The sequence below is a fragment of the Bradyrhizobium sp. IC3195 genome (assembly GCF_020193585.1).
GTDB lineage: Bacteria > Pseudomonadota > Alphaproteobacteria > Rhizobiales > Xanthobacteraceae > Bradyrhizobium > Bradyrhizobium yuanmingense.
Genome location: NZ_JADYVG010000028.1, coordinates 1 through 19,027 on the forward strand (window position 1 = coordinate 1; position 19,027 = coordinate 19,027).

The 19,027-nt window shown below is 65.1% G+C and carries 15 protein-coding genes; 4 read left to right on the plus strand and 11 right to left on the minus strand.

All coding sequences use genetic code 11. The features are described from left to right. Positions 1–205 precede the first annotated feature (205 nt). The 8 genes from gyrB to rpsT form a co-directional block, all read right to left on the minus strand. The gene (gene gyrB, locus I6F09_RS33250) at positions 206–2,641 is read right to left on the minus strand and encodes a DNA topoisomerase (ATP-hydrolyzing) subunit B (RefSeq protein ID WP_036002622.1); all 2,436 of its coding nucleotides are present in this window, start codon (positions 2,639–2,641) and stop codon (positions 206–208) included. 389 nt (positions 2,642–3,030) lie between these two features. Continuing rightward, positions 3,031–5,193 carry a hypothetical protein gene (locus tag I6F09_RS33255; protein WP_225189899.1) on the minus strand — a complete coding sequence of 721 codons (2,163 nt, stop codon included), beginning with the start codon at positions 5,191–5,193 and terminating at the stop codon, positions 3,031–3,033. 120 nt (positions 5,194–5,313) lie between these two features. Continuing rightward, positions 5,314–6,048 carry a hypothetical protein gene (locus I6F09_RS33260; RefSeq protein WP_225189900.1) on the minus strand — a complete coding sequence of 245 codons (735 nt, stop codon included), beginning with the start codon at positions 6,046–6,048 and terminating at the stop codon, positions 5,314–5,316. Between the two features lie 120 nt (positions 6,049–6,168). Beyond that, entirely contained in the window at positions 6,169–7,305 is a 1,137-nt protein-coding gene (gene recF / locus I6F09_RS33265) for a DNA replication/repair protein RecF (RefSeq protein WP_225189901.1), read from the minus strand. Between the two features lie 46 nt (positions 7,306–7,351). Beyond that, complete coding sequence (locus tag I6F09_RS33270; protein ID WP_157284865.1) at positions 7,352–7,639, minus strand: GIY-YIG nuclease family protein; 288 nt, start codon at positions 7,637–7,639, stop codon at positions 7,352–7,354. A gap of 56 nt (positions 7,640–7,695) precedes the next feature. Then, on the minus strand, positions 7,696–8,814 hold the full coding sequence (dnaN, locus tag I6F09_RS33275; protein WP_036002613.1) for a DNA polymerase III subunit beta: 1,119 nt from the start codon (positions 8,812–8,814) through the stop codon (positions 7,696–7,698). Between the two features lie 258 nt (positions 8,815–9,072). Next, a complete protein-coding gene (gene dnaA / locus I6F09_RS33280; RefSeq protein ID WP_225148457.1) occupies positions 9,073–10,482 on the minus strand; it encodes a chromosomal replication initiator protein DnaA in 1,410 nt (469 codons plus the stop codon). 1,274 nt (positions 10,483–11,756) lie between these two features. Continuing rightward, positions 11,757–12,023 (minus strand): 30S ribosomal protein S20, encoded by a 267-nt coding sequence (rpsT, locus tag I6F09_RS33285; RefSeq protein WP_036002606.1) that lies wholly within the window; start codon positions 12,021–12,023, stop codon positions 11,757–11,759. A gap of 424 nt (positions 12,024–12,447) precedes the next feature. Between rpsT and I6F09_RS33290 the strand changes: the two genes are divergently transcribed. Beyond that, entirely contained in the window at positions 12,448–12,765 is a 318-nt protein-coding gene (locus tag I6F09_RS33290) for a hypothetical protein (RefSeq protein ID WP_025033220.1), read from the plus strand. Positions 12,766–12,898: 133 nt separating this feature from the next. Continuing rightward, positions 12,899–13,645, plus strand: a complete 747-nt coding sequence (locus I6F09_RS33295; protein WP_036002627.1) for a polysaccharide biosynthesis/export family protein — start codon at positions 12,899–12,901, stop codon at positions 13,643–13,645. Positions 13,646–13,792: 147 nt separating this feature from the next. Here I6F09_RS33295 and I6F09_RS33300 read toward each other — a convergent pair whose 3' ends face one another. The 3 genes from I6F09_RS33300 to I6F09_RS33310 form a co-directional block, all read right to left on the minus strand. Continuing rightward, positions 13,793–14,467 (minus strand): dienelactone hydrolase family protein, encoded by a 675-nt coding sequence (locus I6F09_RS33300; RefSeq protein WP_225189902.1) that lies wholly within the window; start codon positions 14,465–14,467, stop codon positions 13,793–13,795. 167 nt (positions 14,468–14,634) lie between these two features. Next, positions 14,635–14,970, minus strand: a complete 336-nt coding sequence (locus I6F09_RS33305; RefSeq protein ID WP_225158010.1) for a hypothetical protein — start codon at positions 14,968–14,970, stop codon at positions 14,635–14,637. Between the two features lie 24 nt (positions 14,971–14,994). Then, positions 14,995–15,759: an alpha/beta fold hydrolase gene (locus I6F09_RS33310; protein WP_225189903.1), complete on the minus strand. Its 765-nt coding sequence runs from the start codon at positions 15,757–15,759 to the stop codon at positions 14,995–14,997. A gap of 485 nt (positions 15,760–16,244) precedes the next feature. Here I6F09_RS33310 and I6F09_RS33315 point away from each other — a divergent pair, with 485 nt between their 5' ends. Both I6F09_RS33315 and I6F09_RS33320 read left to right on the plus strand, forming a co-directional pair. Next, positions 16,245–16,736 (plus strand): (2Fe-2S)-binding protein, encoded by a 492-nt coding sequence (locus I6F09_RS33315; RefSeq protein WP_025033225.1) that lies wholly within the window; start codon positions 16,245–16,247, stop codon positions 16,734–16,736. Beyond that, positions 16,733–19,015, plus strand: a complete 2,283-nt coding sequence (locus I6F09_RS33320; protein WP_225189904.1) for a molybdopterin cofactor-binding domain-containing protein — start codon at positions 16,733–16,735, stop codon at positions 19,013–19,015. The genes I6F09_RS33315 and I6F09_RS33320 overlap by 4 nt, the downstream gene beginning before the upstream one ends. Positions 19,016–19,027 lie beyond the last annotated feature (12 nt).

The window sequence follows — 19,027 nt, forward strand, 5'->3', positions numbered from 1 at the left end:
GTTCAGGGGCGGTGTTGCCACGAAGGTGGTGCGCCCTCTCCCCCGTTTGCGGGGGAGGGCGGGGGAGAGGGTCTCTCCACACGGGACAATCCCCTAGAGGAGGAAGCCCTCACCCGCCACGCTCTGCGAGCGTGTCGACCTCTCCCGCAAGCGGGAGAGGTGCAGCGAGTGCTTGGCCAGCAGATCAATCCAAAGCCAACCGCCCTCAAATATCGATCGTCGCGCTCAGCGAATGTTCCTGAATGAAATCGCGGCGCGGCTCGACGACGTCGCCCATCAGCTTGGTGAAGATGTCGTCGGCCTCGTCGACCTCCTTGACCTTCACCTGGAGCAGCGAGCGTGCCTCGGTGTCGAGCGTCGTTTCCCAGAGCTGCTCCGGGTTCATCTCGCCCAGGCCTTTATAGCGCTGCAGGCTGATGCCCTTGCGACCCGAATCGGTCACGGCCTCGAACAGATCGACCGGGCCGTGGACCACGTGCTCGGAATCCTTGCGCCGTAGCTTGCCGGAGCGGGCGTAAACGTCCTGGAGCTTGGTCGTGTATTCGTCGAGCTTGCGCGCCTCGGCCGAGCCAAGCAGCGCATCGTCGATGACGGCGGCTTCCTTGACGCCGCGCACGGTGCGCTCGAACAGGAAGCCTTGACCCTCGATGAATTGTCCGACCCAGCCGCGCTCGACCTCCTCGGCCTGGTTGTCCAGCCGGCTCGCGATGTATTGCGCGGCGGCCGCCGCCTTCTCGGGATCGCCGTAGATCTCCTTGTTCAGCACGCCGGTGATCGCGGCCTGCTCGACCACCTTGCGATTATAGCGGCTGTGCAGGTTGCGCAGGACGCTGCGGACTACGCGGGCGTCGTCGACCAGCGCGCGCAGATCGCGCCCGGAGCGGTCGCCGCCGGTGCCGGGGATGTACACGCAATCATCGAGGCCGGCGTCGATGAGATAGTCTTCCAGCGCCCGCTCGTCCTTCAGGTACTGCTCGGACTTGCCGCGTGAGACCTTATAGAGCGGCGGCTGGGCGATATAGAGATAGCCGCCATCGATGATGTCGCGCATCTGCCGGTAGAAGAACGTCAGCAGCAGCGTGCGGATGTGGGCGCCGTCGACGTCGGCGTCCGTCATCACGATGATCTTGTGATAGCGCAGCTTCTCGACCGAGAACTCGTCGCTGATGCCGGTGCCGAGCGCGGTGATCAGCGTGCCGATCTGCTCTGACGACAGCATCTTGTCGGGACGCACGCGCTCGACGTTCAGGATCTTGCCGCGGAGCGGCAAGACGGCCTGGAACTCGCGGTTGCGGCCCTGCTTGGCGCTGCCGCCTGCCGAGTCGCCCTCGACGATGAAGAGCTCGGACTTGGCTGGATCCTTTTCCTGGCAGTCGGCGAGCTTGCCCGGCAGCGAGGAGACCGAGAGCGGGCTCTTGCGCGTCAGCTCGCGCGCTTTTCGCGCAGCTTCACGGGCCGCCGCGGCCTGGATCACCTTGCCGACGATCATCTTGGCTTCGCTCGGGTGCTCCTCGAACCAGGCGGCAAGCGCCTCGTTAAGGACGTTCTCGACCACGGGGCGCACTTCCGAGGACACCAGCTTGTCCTTGGTTTGCGACGAAAACTTCGGATCGGGCACCTTCACCGAGAGAACGGCGGTGAGCCCTTCGCGGCAATCGTCGCCGGTCAGCGCGATCTTTTCCTTCTTGGCATTGGCCTCGGCATAGCCGTTGACCTGGCGCGTCAGCGCGCCGCGGAAGCCGGCGAGATGGGTGCCCCCGTCGCGTTGCGGGATGTTGTTGGTGAAGCACAGCACGTTCTCGTGGTAGCTGTCGTTCCACCACAAAGCGGCCTCGACGCCGATGCCGTTGGCTTCCGAGCGCACCATGATCGGCGCCGGCACCAGGGCCTTCTTGTTGCGGTCGAGATATTTGACGAACTCCTCGACGCCGCCGGAATAGAACATCTCCTCGCGCTTCTCGACCGCGTGGCGCATGTCGGAGAGCACGATGTTGACGCCGGAATTGAGGAAGGCGAGCTCGCGTAAGCGATGCTCGAGCGTGGCGAAGTCGTATTCGATGTTCTTGAAGGTCTCGGTCGAGGCCAGGAACGTCACCTCGGTGCCGCGCCGGCCCGGCGCCTCGCCGACCACCTTCAGCGGTGCGACGGCATCGCCGTGAGCGAACTCGATATAGTGCTCCTTGTTGTCACGCCAGATGCGCAAGCCGAGCTTGCTCGACAGCGCGTTGACGACGGAGACGCCGACGCCGTGCAGGCCGCCGGAAACTTTGTAGGAGTTCTGGTCGAACTTACCGCCGGCGTGCAGCTGGGTCATGATGACCTCGGCCGCCGAGATGCCTTCGCCCTTGTGGATGTCGACGGGAATGCCGCGGCCGTCGTCGCGCACGGTGACGGAATTATCCGCGTTGAGGATCACCTCGACGCGCGAGGCATGGCCGGCGAGCGCCTCGTCGATGGCGTTATCGACGACTTCGTAGACCATGTGGTGCAGGCCCGAGCCGTCGTCGGTATCGCCGATATACATGCCCGGGCGCTTGCGGACGGCATCGAGTCCCTTGAGCACGCGGATCGATTCCGCGCCGTAATCGCTCGCGTTGGAGGGCTCGTTTTCGGCAGCGTGCTGCCGAGCAGGTTCTGTCATGAGAGGCCTTCGAGATGTCGCCCGAATCAGCGGCGCAAAAGGCGCTGATTTGCGGGGCTATTTGTGCCATGAAAGACCGCTTGCGCCTAGCGCAAAGTATCCTCCGGCAACCCTTTGAGTAGATAGGGTTTTTCGGCCGGTTTTCAAGGCGCCGGAGGGCCGATTCTGGGCGCCGCAAAAAGCCCGATTCGAGGGCAGTTTTTTGCCTCGAAAAGACGTGGATTTTTGCGGGGGCCAGGAAGAGTGGTTTTGGGGCACCTGAAACTGATTCATCGATCGCCGTCATGCCCGGCCTTGTCCTGGCATCCACGTTCTTGGCGTCGCGGAAGACGTGGATGGCCGGGACAAGCCCGGCCATGACGATACCGCGAATCTGAAAGCGTGCAGCCTCAATACATCTGCAGCGGCAGCACGTCGCCGCTCGGGCCCACCAGAAGGCCCCAGGCCTCGCCGGCGGCAACGGTCAGGGACTCGCTACGCGCAGGGCGGCCGGGCAGGCGGAACGCGTACACGTATTTGCCGGGCGGTAGGTCGAGCATCGGGCCTTTCGGTGATTGCGGGCCGCCGGCGCCGGCTGCGATCTTCACCGTCTGCTTGTTGATCGTCAGCGCGACCTCGTTCGCTGCCATGTTTCCGAGCATGAGCCGCGCTTGTCCCGCCTTCGGCATGATCTCGGCCTTGGCCGCGGCATCGGCATTCTTCTGCGCCAGGCTGACCGTGGTCTCGCCCTTGGCGCGGCCGAGCTTGAGCACGGCGGGACCTTGCGGCGAGGTGAAGTCGATCTGCGCGCGTTCTGCGGACGCGGTCGCGCCGTCGGCTCTCTCCCGCCAGCCCAGCTTTGCAAGCTCGGCCCGGTAGAAGGCGAGGACCTCGTCGAGCGAAGCGGGGATGCGGGCCTCGAGCTCGCGGCGGAGCGGCGCTTCGCCTCCGGGTATCTTGGTGGTGGCGAGCGATTTCGACGAACGCTGCGTCGGCACCGGCAGCGGGGACTCAGGATCGGGTTTGAGCGGCTCGGCGGATTTGGCCTGAACCTCCACCTCCGCGCCGGCCGCAGCCTTGGCCGCTTCGGTCACCAGGCCCGATCCGTCGGCGCGGACATTCACCTTCGGGGCCATCTGCATCACCGTCATCGAGATCGACTTGCCGCCCTTCGAGAACGCCATCACCGCCATGTTCGGCTGGTTGATGACGGAGGGCTGCTCCTTCCAGCCCGAGCTCTTCAGCGCGGTCCGATAGAAGCTGCTGAGCGCCTTCACGCTCGACGCCGAGGAGAATTCCAGGTGGCCGTCGCCGCCTTCGAACTTCACGGCTTCGGCGTTTTCGGGCAGCGGCACCGGCGTCTTGCTGTCAGCGAGCGCGGTGAGCGGGGCGTCCGACAGGGAGGCGGCCTGCGTCTTGCGCCTGATATCATCGGCCGCAATGAGCTGCTGAGCCGTACCCAAGGCATCGCTCAGGAACCTCGCGTCGGCCTCCTTCTTCGCCTTGGCGCGAGCGGCGAGCGCGGATTCCTTCACCTGCGCGGTCAGGCTGACCATGGTGAAATCATATTTGCGGCCGAGCCGCAGCACACCGGTTTCATCAGTGTTGGAAATCTTGATCGCCACCTCGTCGCCGGGCGCGAGCGGCGCGCGGCCGTCCTCCTGCCAGCCGCGCGCGGTGAGCTCGCGCTGGTAGAAGGCGAGCACGGCGGGCAGCTCGGCGATCGCGGCGGCCGAGATCTCGCGCTTGTTCGAGTTGGCGCTGCCGAGGCCCCGCGCAGATTTGGTTGGCTTCGGCCGTGGCAGGCCGGCCATGTCGTCGTCGGCCTCGAGCACCTCCGGCAGTGCGAACGGCGCCACCCTGATCTCGACATTGGTGCGGCCATCGTCGCGGCGCGTCAGGGTCAGCATCACCGGCTTCTGGTAGATGTGCGTCGCGTCGCGATCGGGGTGGTCGTAGAAGACGCGAACGCCGTTCGGAACGGCTCCGGCAAGATCGGCGTTCGGCCAGCGCGATGCCGTATCGGGGTTAAGCTTGCGCCACCCCATCGCCGCCATGTCCTTGGTAAAGAATGCTGCGGTCGCATCGAGCGCGCCGGGCGCAATGCAGCTGAGATAGGGCCGGGTCTCGTCGAACACGAGATCGATCGCGCCTTCCGGAAAGGGCACGTTCGCATAGATCCGGTTCGGCGTGTAGAACACGGCGGACTGGTCGGGTCGCCCGCGCGCCTGTGTGAAGGAAACGCGCAGCCCCTGCCGTCCCTTCTTGAAGGTCAACGCTGCGCTTTTCTCATCCAGCGGATACACATAGGGCACCCAGCCGTCGGCGCTCAGCAGCTTCCTGGTCGCGTCCGACGTGGCGGCAAGCGGGGTCGACACGGTGTAGATCACGCGATAGGTGTCGGGACGCGAAGTGTCCTCCACCGCACCGTCGAGCCGCGGCAGCGTATGGACGTCGACGATGCCATCGTCTGCCGCGCCGGCGGGACGCGAGGGGATCACTATCGCGAGAATGCCGCAGGCAAGCAGCAGCCATCTTGCCGGGACTTGCGCCCCGCGCCGGATCATCGGCATCGTCAAAAAACTCCTGGATGTCGCGCGGGTCGTCTTGCCCTTGCGCATTGGCGGGCTGCGGCGCCGTCGGCGCGGCCTCAGACGAGAAGTCGCGCCGGGAACCGGAGAGGTTCAACAGGCTCAGTACAGCTGCAACGGCGGCCAGGCGTCACCGTCGCGCCCGACCGTGAGCTCCCAGGTGTCGCCGGCGGCGACGGTGAGGATGTTCGTGGTGGCGGGTTGGCCCGGCGCGCCCAGCCTGTACGAATATTCGCCCGGCGCGAGGTCCAGCGCGACGGCGTTCGCGCTGGCCGGGCGCGGGATGGTCCGCTCGTTGATGGTGAGGACCGCTTCCTTGTCGCCGATATTGCTGAACACCAGCTTCGCCTGGCCGGGCTCGGGCAGCACGTTCGCCTTCGTCGCCATGTCCGCGTTCTTCTGCACCAGATGAACCGAGGTGCCGGAATCCTTGCGATCGAGCTTCAGCGCGGCCGGCCCCAGCGGCGAGACGAAGGCGAGCCGGACGTGATCGGCGTTGACCACGGCGCCATCATGCTGCTCTTGCCAGCCGAGCTTGCGAAGCTCGGTCCGGTAGAAGGCGAGCACGTCGCTGAGCCCCGCGGGCACGGTGGCCTCCAGCCTGACGCGGAGCGGCGCGTCGACGCCCTGCATCAGCGTGGTGTGGATCCCTCTGTAAGTATAGCGGGTCGGTGCGGGCAGCTTGGCATCGGAATCCAGCGTGAGCGTCGTCGGAAACAGATGCGGCAGCGAGGCACCGGCGCTGGCCGCGAGCATGCACATCGCAAGCAGGGCGAAGCCGCACGCAAACAACTGCCATCGTGCCGGAGCTTGCGCCCCATGCCTCACCGCCGTCATGCTCATGCTCCAAAAATATCGCGAAGGATATCGCGCATGTCCGAGTGCTGCGCGATGGCCGCTTCTTGCGGCCTCAAGCAGCTAGTCGCGATCTGGAACAGGCGGGTTCAATGCGGCGGCCTAACTGCGGGCCGAGACTCGTCCGCTCTCGACGTCAAACACTTCGCCCCCCGCGCCGATCTCGGCGAAGGCGGCAGGATCCGCACCGCTCAGCCACACCTGCGCGCCGAGCTTCTTCAGCTCATCGAACAGCGCCGCCCGGCGGTTCGGATCGAGATGCGCAACCACCTCGTCGAGCAGCAGCAGCGGCACGATGCCGGTCATCTCGGCGACCAGGCTCGCATGCGCCAGCACGAGGCCGATCAGCAGCGCCTTCTGCTCGCCGGTGGAGGCATCGCGCGCCGGCATGCTCTTGGGCGCGTAGATCACCTGGAGGTCGGTGAGATGCGGGCCGTCGGTGGTGCGGCCGGCGATCGCATCGCGCGGGCGGTTGTCGCGCAGGATCTGGCGGTAGCGGTCCTCGACCGAGGTCGCGGTCTCCTCGAGCAGCGCATTCTCCATCCAGCCGTCGAGCGCGATCTGAGCGGACGGAAATGCGGATGCCTGTGCGCGCGCGTTGAGCATGCCGGTGAGCCTTGCCGCGGTCTGGCCGCGCGTGGCCGCCACCGCGACGGCGAGTTCGGCCGTCTCGCGCTCGATCGCGTCGCACCAATGGTCGTCGTAATTGCGCGTCTCCAGCAGGCGGTTACGCGAGCGCAACGAGCGCTCGAGCGCGTTGATGCGGCTGGAATGCTCGCTGTCGATGGCGAGCACGAGACGGTCGAAGAAGCGCCGCCGTCCGGACGCTGCGCCCATGAACAGCCCGTCCATGGCCGGCGTCAGCCACACCATGCGGATATGATCGCCGAAGGCGCTGGCCGAGCCCACCGGCTCGCGGTCGATGCGGCAGCGCCGGCTGACCGTGGTATCCGCGCGCGGCGCATCGATGCCGGTGCCGAGCGTCGCCAGCCCCAGCGCGCCCTCGACCTGCGCCGACACCGCCCAGGAGCCGTCGCCCTGGTTGTCGGCGACATCCTCCAGCGTCGCCCGGCGAAGGCCGCGGCCCGGCGACAGGAACGAGATCGCCTCGATGCAATTGGTCTTGCCCGCCCCGTTCGGTCCGACCAGCGCCACCAGATCAGCCGCCGTCTCGAGCCCCGCCGCCCGGTAATTGCGAAAATGCGTCAGCGTCAGCCGATGAATGCGGGAGGGGGTCATATCACTCTGTCATTGCCGGGCTTGACCCGGCAATCCATCGCCCGCGTCAGCGGGCTATTTCATCATATAGGTCTTGCCACGCGGGATTGCTTTTCACGATCAGGTCGATCTTCCACTCGCGTGACCAGTGCTTCATGTTCTTTTCGCGCTGAAGGGCAGCGGCGATCGTGTCATGCGCCTCGAAATAGACCAGGGTCTTCACGCCGTAACGCTTGGTGAAGCCGTCCGCCAGGCCTTCGCGGTGTTCGTAGACGCGCCTGACCAGATTGTTCGTGACGCCGATGTAGAGTGTTCCACCGGGCTTGCTGGCGAGGATGTACACCCAATAGGTCATCTTGTTCGATGGATGGCCGGGTCAAGCCCGGCCATGACAAAAAGGGGAAAGCAGCCTCACACCCGCATCGGCATCAGCACGTACAGCGCGCTCTTGTCGTCGCGGTCCTGCACCAGCGTCGGCGAGCCGGGGTCGGCGAGGCGGAGCGTGGCGACGTCGCCTTCGATCTGGGCGGCGATGTCGAGCAGATAGCGGGAGTTGAAGCCGATATCGAGCGCGTCGGAGGCGTATTCGACCTCGAGCTCTTCGGTCGCGCTGCCGGAATCCGGATTGGTCACCGACAGCACCAGCTTGCCCGCCGACAGCGACAATTTGACCGCGCGGCCGCGCTCGCTCGAAATCGTCGAGACGCGGTCGACCGCGTTCTCGAAATCCTTCTTGTCGACCACGAGCTCCTTGTCGTTGTTCTGCGGAATGACGCGGCCGTAATCGGGGAAGGTGCCGTCGATCAGCTTCGAGGTCAGCACGACGTTGCCGATGGTGAAGCGGATCTTGGCCTGCGACAGCTCGATCGTCATCTCGGCCTCGGTGTCCTCGATCAGGCGCTGCACCTCGCCGACCGTCTTGCGCGGCACGATCACGCCGGGCATGCCCTCGGCGCCCTTGGGCTGCACCAGGTCGAGCTGGGCGAGGCGGTGACCGTCGGTGGCGACACCGCGCAGGGTGGCGGCCTTTGGCGTGCCGGCGGCATGCAGATAGATGCCGTTGAGGTAATAGCGCGTCTCCTCGGTCGAGATCGCGAACTGGGTGCGGTCGATCAGCCGCTTGACGTCCTTGGCGGCGAGCGAGAACGAATGCGACATGTCGCCGGCGGCCAGATCCGGGAAATCGTTCTCCGGCAGCGTCTGCAGCGTGAAGCGCGAGCGGCCGGCGCGGATGGCGAGCACGGCGCGGTCGCCGTCGGCCTCCAGCACGATCTGCGAGCCGTCCGGCAGCTTGCGCACGATGTCGTAGAACATGTGCGCCGGCACGGTGGTGGAGCCCGCGGTCGCGGTTTCCGCCGGCAGCGTCTCGGTCACTTCGAGGTCGAGGTCGGTCGCCTTCAGCGACAATTTCGCGTTCTCGGCGCGCACCAGCACGTTGCCGAGAATCGGGATCGTGTTGCGGCGCTCGACCACGCGGTGGACATGGCCCAGCGACTTCAGCAGTTGTGCGCGTTCGACCGTAACCTTCATTGCACTACTCGCCCGATCCCTTAGGAAAACACAGCGTTGAGAAGGCCGGGCGGCGGGACGCGCGCCACGGCATCGAAGACCCCGACCGGCCGGATCATTCCTGCCGATATGACCAAAGCCGTCTGGGTCGCGCAAGGTGGCGCGGATAGCCCGCAGATTCAAGGCATTGGGGCCAGTTCCCCACGATTTACCGCCTCAAAACGAAGACGCCGCCCAGGCAAGCCGGGGCGGCGGGAGCAGGGCGGGAGCCCTAGGCCTTTATTCCTGAAGCTGGCGCTTCAGCGATTCCACTTCCTCCGACAGCGCGGTGTCCTTGGAGACCAGCGCCTCGATCTTGCGCACCGCGTGCAGCACGGTCGTGTGGTCGCGTCCGCCGAAGCGGCGGCCGATCTCGGGCAGCGAGCGCAGCGTCAGCGTCTTGGCGAGATACATCGCCACCTGGCGCGGGCGCACCACGTTGGCGGTGCGGCGCGAGGACAAGAGGTCGGAGCGGCTGACATTATACTGCCGCGCCACCACGCGCTGGATGTCCTCGATCTTGATCCGCTTCGGCTCCTGCGGCCGCACCAGGTCGCGCACCTCGTGCTCGGCCATCTCCAGCGTCACCGGCCGGTTGTTGAGCTTGGAATGCGCCAGCAGCCGGTTGATAGCGCCTTCGAGGTCGCGGCCGTTATGGGTGATGGTGCGCGCCAGATAATGCAGCACCTCCTCGGGCACCTCGAACGTGGCGTGATGGGCGCGGGCCGCCGCGACGCGCGACTTCAGGATGCCGTGGCGCAGCTCCTCGCCGAGCGATCCCATCTCGACCACGAGCCCGCCGGCGAGCCGCGAGCGCACGCGATCGTCGAGGCTTTCCAGATCCGATGGCGGACGGTCGGCCGCGATCACGACTTGGCGGCCGGCGTCGATCAGCGCGTTCAGCGTGTGGCAGAACTCGGCCTGGGTCGACTTGCCCTGCAGGAATTGGAGGTCGTCGATGACAAGCACGTCGATGCCGCGCAGCGCTTCCTTGAAGGCCAGCGCCGTCTGCGTCTTCAGCGCGGCGACGAAGCCATACATGAATTTTTCGGCCGTGAGATACAGCACCTTGCGCTCGTTGCCGGAATTGCCGGCCCAGGTCACGGCCTGCAAGAGATGCGTCTTGCCGAGGCCGACACCGGCATGGATGTAGAGCGGGTTGAACATCACGGAGTCGCCGCGACGCCCTTCGGCGACCTGGCGCGCGGCCGCATGGGCCAGCGTGTTGGAGCGGCCGACGACGAAGCTGGCGAAGGTCAGGCGCGGATCGAGCGGCGAGCCGCCGAGCGCGTCGTGATTGGCCGAGACCGGCGCGGTCGCGGTCGAGCGCAATTCCGGCATCGGCGCGCGGCGCGCCTCGACCGGCGCGGGCGCTTCCTTCGGCTGCGCCGAGGGGCGCACGGCGGACCGCACCGTGAGGTCGATGCGATGCACTTCCGGCATCTCGGCCTGCCAGCACGACAGCACGCGCTCGGCATAATGGGCCTGAATCCAGCTCTTCAGGAACCGCGTCGGCACCGAGAGCCGCACGCTCTCGTCCTGCACGCCTTCCAGATCCATGCGCGCAAACCAGCTTGTGTAGACGTCCTCGCCAACGCTCGAGCGCAGCCGACCCTTCACGCGTGACCAGCGATCCTGTTCCATTGTCATCGTCAGAAAACTTCTCTTGAGAGATATAGTTGCGTTTGTGAGCGCCATGCAGGGTTCCTGCCACGGTCCCTGGAGTGGCGCGACCTCGAGCGAGTCCATCGTCGGGCATGGCTCGACCGTTCGGCGCGAACGCCGCGGGTCAGATCAGCGATGTCAGAGATGGAGCAGTCGCGAGGTCAGCGCGTACTCGGCGCTCCGTCACGCGCGGGAGGCTGGAGATCCGACGGAGCTGAAACGGCATCGTTGGAAAAGGAAACGTGCTGCAATACCGCGTTGAGTCCGTAAGACATGATACCTCCCCGTCCTGCCGTGATCGCCCACGACAAGGTCCTGCGTGTCCTAAAGACAACCGCGCCGTACTCCTGTCGCGGATGCCTGCCCAAATGTACTAGTCGTCCGCTCGACTTCGCCACCTTGCGTGCCGGGGTAGCTTCGCGATGTCTCTCATATGAGCCTGGCGCGAGTAGATGCGCCTGGCGCGAGCGGGAAAGGTCCCGCTTGGAAACATTCAGACAAAGAGCTACCATTCCCACATTGCTGTGGGTTTTGCACCGACATCACTTTTTGAAGCGTCGCCTACGTGCACACCGCCGCCGATTTGCACGCTCGCCCCGTTTCCTAAACCGCGCTGGTCTGAAGATCGTGGGCGCCGCTGACTGGGTTAAGGAATACACTAAGCGGAAAGACTCGCAACGAAATTGATTCACAGTTGAGCCGTCAAAAAACTTGACCTCGGTTAACGTCGCACAGGAGTTGTTCACAGGCTGCGAAGCAAGTTTTTGAATCCGTGCACAGAATCGAGAAGGCCGCGCGTCATGTGACAATTCTCGTTCAGCGCCAAATTATTTTTATAAATTCGTCATGCGCCCGACGTGCGGGCGAATTTTCCAAATGCTTGTCCCTGCTATGTTGATAAGTGATTATCGAGCCATCGCTTTTCGAGACTCGTTTTGCAGGGTAACTCCACCGTGACACACGTTCCGGTGAATCTACGGTGTGCAGAACTCTCATCGGCCATCGATTCAATTCGCGCACGCCTCACAGGGGTTTTTTGCAACGCAGTGAAGTTTCCTCTGTTGCAGAACATCGGCAGGTAGAATTACGGAATGAAGACTGACGCAGACGATGTAAATCATCCAAGCGAGGCGTGAGCCTCGCGTGACTGCTTGCGTGAATGTGACAGTCAACAAAAAAGCCCGGCGCGAGGCCGGGCTGTTTGACGCGCTGACCGGATCGACCGATCAGACGATGTCGCCAAGATGACTTGGCAAGATTTACTTCGCGAGCTTGGCGATCTGCGCGGTGAGGCGCGAGACTTTGCGGCTGGCGTTGTTCTTGTGAATGATGTTGCGCTGGGCGGCGCGCATCAAGGCGGGCTCGGCCGTCGCGAGCGCCTTCACGGCAGCGGCGCGGTCGCCGCTCTCGATGGCTTCCTCGACGTTGCGCACGGCGCCACGCATCTGGGTGCGGCGCGACTTGTTGACGGCAGTGCGGCGGGCGATCTTGCGCGTCGCTTTCTTGGCGGAAGTGGTATTGGCCATGGTCTCAATGTCCTTTGCGGGTACCGGTCGCGTCTTCGTCGGGTAGCGCCGGCTTGCTTGACCGCGGAATCGACGCTCGGATTTAGGGTTGTTCGGTTGCTGGGCCGTTCCCGGAACATGAGCGACCGCCTTGCGGCTGTCTCTGAGGCTCCAAGGTGTCTTCAAGCTCGGATGAGTCCTGAAGCCCAGGGTGCCTGCAACTGCTCAAAGAACAGCGGCGGCGGGATTGAGCCCACCGCCAGTTGGCGCCCTTATAGAGAGGGTCTTTCGCACCGTCAACGCTTTCGGGCGCCGGAAACGCCCCTTTGGCGGCCTGGATGAGTGCCGTAACGCCCTGAAGAGGTTGAATTTCTGCCGTCGCCCGGCTATTGGCTGGCATCGTTCCGAAAAGGTCGTCCGCTTCGACGGCCATCGTAGGTGAGGCATGATCCGCGGCTTTTTCCGACTGATTGGGCTGTTGCTGCTCGCCGGCGGGTTCATCTTCATGGTCTATGACGGCGCCCGCTGGGTGGCCGACCAGACCCTCAAATTCACCCGCTTCGGCCAGTTCTGGAACGATATCAATCAGGCCAGCCAATCGGCCTTCCGCACCTGGGTCGAGGCCAAGGCGCCCTGGCTCTGGACCTCGGTGATCCGCCTGGTGCTGGAGCAGCCGGTCTTCGCCGTCCTCGGCATTCTCGGCATCCTCCTGATGATCTTGTTCCGCCCGCGGAAACCGCTGATCGGCTATTCCCGGGATTGAGCCTGCAGCTGGCGCCGCGTAACAGCGCTGCCTCCAACCCTCCCCCTCCAGGGGAGGGTTGGAGCCCCACTCAACGCTTTATTAACCATAACCGGTGCATCACTGGAGCCGTCTCGTTTCGAGGATGGGTCCGGTGCCGGTTGCACGCGCGTTTCGATGGTCGAACTTGGCGTCCTTGGCAGCGTCCGCCGCGCTCGCTTTGGGCGGCTGCATGCAGACCGCAACTCCCGTCGCGATGGTGCAGCCTCGTCCCGATCTCGATGCCATGGCCTATGGCCAGCCCTATAATGCGCCGCGGCCGGTCGTCGTCGCCAATAACGGCGGTGGCGCGATCGCAGCGCTCAGCAATTCCTTTGCCGCTTCGCCCGCACCGATGCCTGTCGGCTACGCCGCGCCGATGGCGGTGCCGGTGCGCAATGGCCCCTCCTACCATCTCGACGCCGGCGACAAGCTCCGCGTCGTGGTCTACGGCCAGGAAGGTCTCACCAACAGCTATGCGATCGACGCCGGCGGCTCCATCACCATGCCGCTGATCGGCGCGGTGCCCGCCCGCGGCCGCACCACGGCAGGGCTGGCCGGCGAGATCGCCGCACGCCTGCGCAACGGCTACATCCGCGAGCCTTCGGTGGCGGTCGAGATCGAGACCTATCGTCCGTTCTTCATCCTCGGCGAGGTCCTCGCGCCCGGCCAATATCCCTACGTGCCGAACATGACGGTTGAGAGCGCGGTCGCCATCGCCGGCGGCTTCTCCCCGCGCGCCAAGCGCGACATGGTCACCGTCACGCACACCGAGAACGGCGGCGCCATGCGCGCCGTGGTGCCGCTCGGCACGCCACTCGCGCCCGGCGACACCGTGTTCGTCGGCGAGCGCTGGTTCTAGGGCTCAAGCCCAGGCACTCTCCTCCCGTCATTCCGGGGCGCGACGAAGTCGCGAGCCCGGAATCCATTCATCCACGAACGCTGACGCACGATGGATTCCGGGCTCGCGCTGCGCGCGCCCCGGAATGACAGTGGAAAGAGCCGCGCGCTACTTCGTCAAATGCTTCGCGAAAAAATCCATGCTGCGCGGCCAGGCGATGTCTGCGCTGGCCTTGTCGTAGCTGGCGCGCTCGTCGCAATGGAAACCATGCTGGGCGCCTGGATAGATGAAGACCTCCACATCCGGCCGCTTCGACTTGATGGTCTCGACGTCGGCGAGCGGAATGCCGGCATCCTTCTCGCCGAAATGCAGCTGGGTCGGCACCTTCGGCGTCTCGTCGGCGAAGCGCACGACGGCGCCGCCGTAATAACCGATCGCCGCCTTCAGGCCGGTCAGTCGCGTCGCCGCGACGAAGGCGATGCTGCCGCCCAAGCAAAATCCGATGATGCCGACGGGCCCGACGCTTCTGACCGCATCGATCGCAGCCTGCGTGTCGCGCAGCATCGCGGCCCAGTCCGGGTTGGCCACGAACTTGCGCGCCTCCGCGATCTCGTCGGGCGAATAGCCCGACTGGAAGTTCGGCGCCGTCCGGTCGAAGATCGACGGCGCGATCGCGACATAGCCTTCCCCGGCGAGGCGGTCGCAGACCGAGCGGATGTGGTGATTGACCCCAAAGATCTCCTGGATCACCACCACCGCGCCCTTCGGCGTGCCGGCGGGATCAGCGCGATAGGCGCCGAGCTTGAAATTGTCCGAGGCTGTCAGCTTGATGTCCTGTCCCACGCGGGTTGTCCTTCTTGGTTGTCGATCCGAAATTCAGCTCTCTCCCCTCATCCTGAGGAGCGCGCACCTGCGCGCGTCTCGAAGGATGAAAGGCCGAGATGCAGCAGCCGGGCCTGCATCCTTCGAGACGCTTGCTGTGCAAGCTCCTCAGGATGAGGGGTAACACCTCACTCCCACATCCAGTTCTCGCCGTAATCCTCCTTCCATCCGGCCAGCCGGCCGTGGCGGAATTGCAGGAACAGGCGATGGCGATAGGGGATCAGGCCGCTGCCGCCGATGTTGCGCAAGGCGAGATAGATCTCGTGGCCGGGACGTCCCCGCACATATTGCAGCCTCTGCCCGAGGGCGCGCGCGGTCTGTTCGGCATCCATGCCGAAGGCGAGCGGCGTGTTGTTCGACAAGGTCGTGACGAAGGGCTGGCGCGGCGGCACGGCGCCGATCGGCTCGCCCTGTGCGGATAGCGACAGCAACATCGTCCCCGCAGCCAGCATCATCAGCTTCATCGCCTGTGTCCCTGCTCGATCGGCCTATGCCGGCAAGTTCTTCAGGAAAGGCACGACCGCGTCAACAAAAGCCTCGGGCTGATCGATGTTGACGGCGTGTCCGGCCGCGGGGATCACGACCTTTTGTGCGCCCGGAATCTTTGCGGCCATGTAGTCGGAGGCGGCGAGGAACGGGGTGTCGTCGGCGCCGACCACGATCAGGCTGGGCACCTTGATCTCAGGCAACAGCTCCATCACGCGCGCATCGCGCTGGGTCAGCATGCCGCGCGCGGCGAGCGCAAGCCCACTGGCGTTGCGATGGTTCGCGGTGGCGCGCTCGCGCGTCGCCGCTTTCAAGACATCGAGGCCTTCGCGGTCGAGCCGGTCGGCCGTGGCAAGCGCCCGCGCGTTCCAGGCTTCGCGCGCATCGTCCTTCCTGAAGCCGGGGCCGGTGTCGATGATCAGTAGCGCGCGGGCCCGCTCCGGATGTGCGCGATAGAACGCCAGCGACATGTAACCGCCGAGCGAAAGCCCGCCGATGATGGCGAGCTTCGCGCCGACCGCATCGAGGATTGCCGCCATGTCACCGACCGTCAGCGCTTCGCTATACGCGCTCGCATCGTCAGGGTAATCGGACTGGCCGTGGCCGCGCATGTCCCACAGGATCAGCGTGTGGTCCTTCGCCAGCGCGTCGATTTGCCCATGCCACATCGCCGAGGTCGAGGAATAGCCGTGGGTGAGCAGCAGCGGCGGCCCGTTGCCATGAACCTCGTAGTAGATGTTGACGCCGTCGCGATTGATCTCCGGCATTGCTTCCCGCCCTTTCTTTTTCCTCGCCACGACACCGCTGCACCCTCTCCCCTTGCGGGAGAGGGTGGCTTCGCTGAAAGCGAAGCCGGGTGAGGGGTCTCTATCCGCGCATGACTCTCTCAATGCGAGTGCGCGGATAGAACCCCTCATCCGGCGCTTCGCGCCACCTTCTCCCACAAGGGGAGAAGGAAGAAAGCGGCGGCAGCTGCACCTTAGCTCGCCAAGTTACCTCGAAGAAACTGCCTGAATGCGTAGCACGCATGCCGGAGGCATGCGCTGTTGTGTCCAGTGGCTGCGTCGACGCCCTTGGCGCGGCGCACAACGGGCGAGTGTGGCGAGCGCTTTTTCGACTCGTTCCAAATTGCATTTGCCTCCGCGCCGGAACGCGATCATTCTCGCCGGCAAGGCTGACGCCAGCCCGGTGGGCGTCCGCCATTCAAATTGCCGCCGTAAGCGGCTTCATGCACCGGCAGGGGAAGACGCCTATGCCAACTCTCACCATCAACGGGCGGAGTCTGTCCGTGGATGCGGCGAACGACACGCCGCTCCTCTGGGCGATCCGCGAGCAATTGCAGATGACCGGCACCAAGTTCGGCTGCGGTGCCGGGCTGTGCGGTGCCTGCACCGTGCACGTCAACGGCGAAGCCGTGCGCTCGTGCCAGACCATGCTCAGTGACGTCGCCGGCAAGAAGATCACCACCATCGAAGGTCTCTCCGCCAAGGGCGATCATCCCTTACAGAAGGCCTGGATCGCCGAGCAGGTGCCGCAATGCGGCTATTGCCAGTCCGGCCAGATCATGCAGGCGGCTTCGCTGCTCGCCAAGAATCCCAATCCGACCAAGGAGGAAGTGGTCGCCCATATGGACGGCAATCTCTGCCGCTGCATGACCTATTCGCGGATCCAGAAGGCGATTATGCGCGCCGCATCCGAGATGCGCACGGCGTCCGCCACCTCGAGCGAGCGGAGGCCCACATGAACAAGCATGTCAAGAACGTGACACCTGAGACGACCGATCTCAGCCGCCGCTCCTTCCTCGTCGGCACCGCCGCGACCGGCCTCGTGCTCGGCTATGCCGGCGTGCCCGGCATCGAATCGGCAGCCGCCGCGCCCGCCAATTTCGAGCCGAGCGTGTGGTACGCGATCGCGCCGGACGGGCTTGTCACCGTGACCTGCGGCAAGGCGGATATGGGCCAGCACATCGCCTCCACCATGGCGCAGATCGTCTGCGAGGAATTGGGCGCGAAATGGAGCGACATGCGCGTGCAGCTCGCCTCCAACGATCCCAAGTTCAACGATCCCGTGCTGGGCGCGCAGATCACCGGCGGCAGCTGGTCGACCATGATGAATTTCGAGGCGATGAGCCGGGCCGGTGCCGCCGGGCGCATCGCATTGACCGAAGGTGCCGCCGCCGCCATGGGCGTGCCGGCATCGGAGCTGGTGGTGCGCGATTCCATGATCGTGCATCCGAAATCGAAGAAGCAGATGTCGTTCGCCGATGTCGTGAAAAGCGGCAAGGCGACGAAAACCTTCACGCCGGACGAGTTGAAGGCGCTCAAACTGAAGACGCCCGATCAATACACCATGATTGGCGTCTCGGTTCCGCAGCTCGACATCCCCTCCAAGACCAACGGCACGGCCAAGTACGGCATCGACGTGATGCTGCCGGGCATGGCCTATGGTGCGCTGGTCACGCCGCCGGTGCGCTTCGGCGCCACCGTGAAATCGGTCGACGACAGCGCGGCAAAGAAGGTGCCGGGCTTCATCAAGGCCGTCACACTCGACGACAAGACCGGGACGACGTCGGGCTGGGTCGTCGCGGTCGCCAGCACCTACGCCAACGCCAAGAAGGCCGCGCAGGCGCTGAAGATCGCCTATGATTCGGGTCCGAACGCGAAGCTGTCGAGCGAGTCGCTGCTCGACGAGGCCAAGCGGCTCCAGAAGCTGGACGATTCCGGCCAGTTCTTCGTCAAGGACGGCGATCCCAATGCGGCCTTCGGTTCGGCGGCCAAGGTGGTGGAAGCGGAATACACCACCAGCATCAACATCCACGCGCCGCTGGAGCCGATGAACGCCACTGCGGAGTTCAAGGGCGACATCCTGCACATCTATTCCGGCAACCAGTTTGCGACGCGCTCCGGCGCGATCGCGGCGGGCGCTGCCGGGATCGATCCGAAATTCGTGGTCATGCACCAGATGTGGCTGGGCGGCGGCTTCGGCCGGCGTCTCGATGCCGACATGATGATTCCGGCGGTGCAGGCGGCCAAGGCGGTCGGCAAGCCGGTGAAGGTGATCTACTCGCGCGAGAACGACATGACGATGGATTTCTCGCGTCCGCTCACCTACCAAAAAGTGAAGGCCGGCGTGGACGGCGATGGCAAGCTCATTGCGATCAGCCACGACGTGGTCTCGGCCTGGCCGACCGCGCGCTGGGGAATCCCCGATTTCCTGACGCCCTCGGTCGACAAGAAGGGCCCGCTCGATTCCTTTACGGTGAACGGGGCGGACTTCTTCTACACCGTGCCCAACCATTATGTGCGCGCGATCAAGAACGAGCTCGCGCACAACGCCACGCCCTCTGGCCAGCTTCGCTCGGTGGCGCCGGGCTGGACCTTCTGGGCGGTGGAAAGCATGATCGACGAGATCGCGGCGGCGACGGGCAAGGATCCCGCGCAGTTCCGCATCTCGTTGCTCGACGGCGCCGGCAAGAACGACGGCGGCGCGCAGCGCTTGCGCAACACGCTGCTCGCCGCGATGGGACTGTCCGGCTACGGCACCAAGCAATTGCCGAAAGGCGAGGGCATGGGCGTCGCCTGCGTCTCCTCGCAGGAGCGGGCGACCGCGAGCTGGACGGCGTGCGTGGCTCACGTCGCCGTCGCGCCGTCTGGGGAGGTGACCGTGAAGAAGCTCACGGTCGCAACCGACGTCGGCACGCAGGTGCATCCCGACAATGTCCGCGCCCAGGTCGAGGGCGCGGCGCTGTGGGGCTTGTCGCTGGCGATGTACGAGAAGGCGACGCTGAAGGACGGTGGCATCGAGCAGACCAATTTCGACGGCTACACGCCCTTGCGCATGAGCCAGACGCCCGAGGTCGCGATCGCCGTGATCGCCAATGGCGAGAAGGCCACCGGCGTCGGCGAGCCCGCGGTCACCGTGGTCGCGCCGGCCATCGGCAACGCCATCTTCAATGCTAGCGGCGCCCGCGTCCGCGCCCTGCCGATCACCGCGGAAGCCGTGAAGGCGAGCATGAAGGCGTAAGTCGAGCCGTGA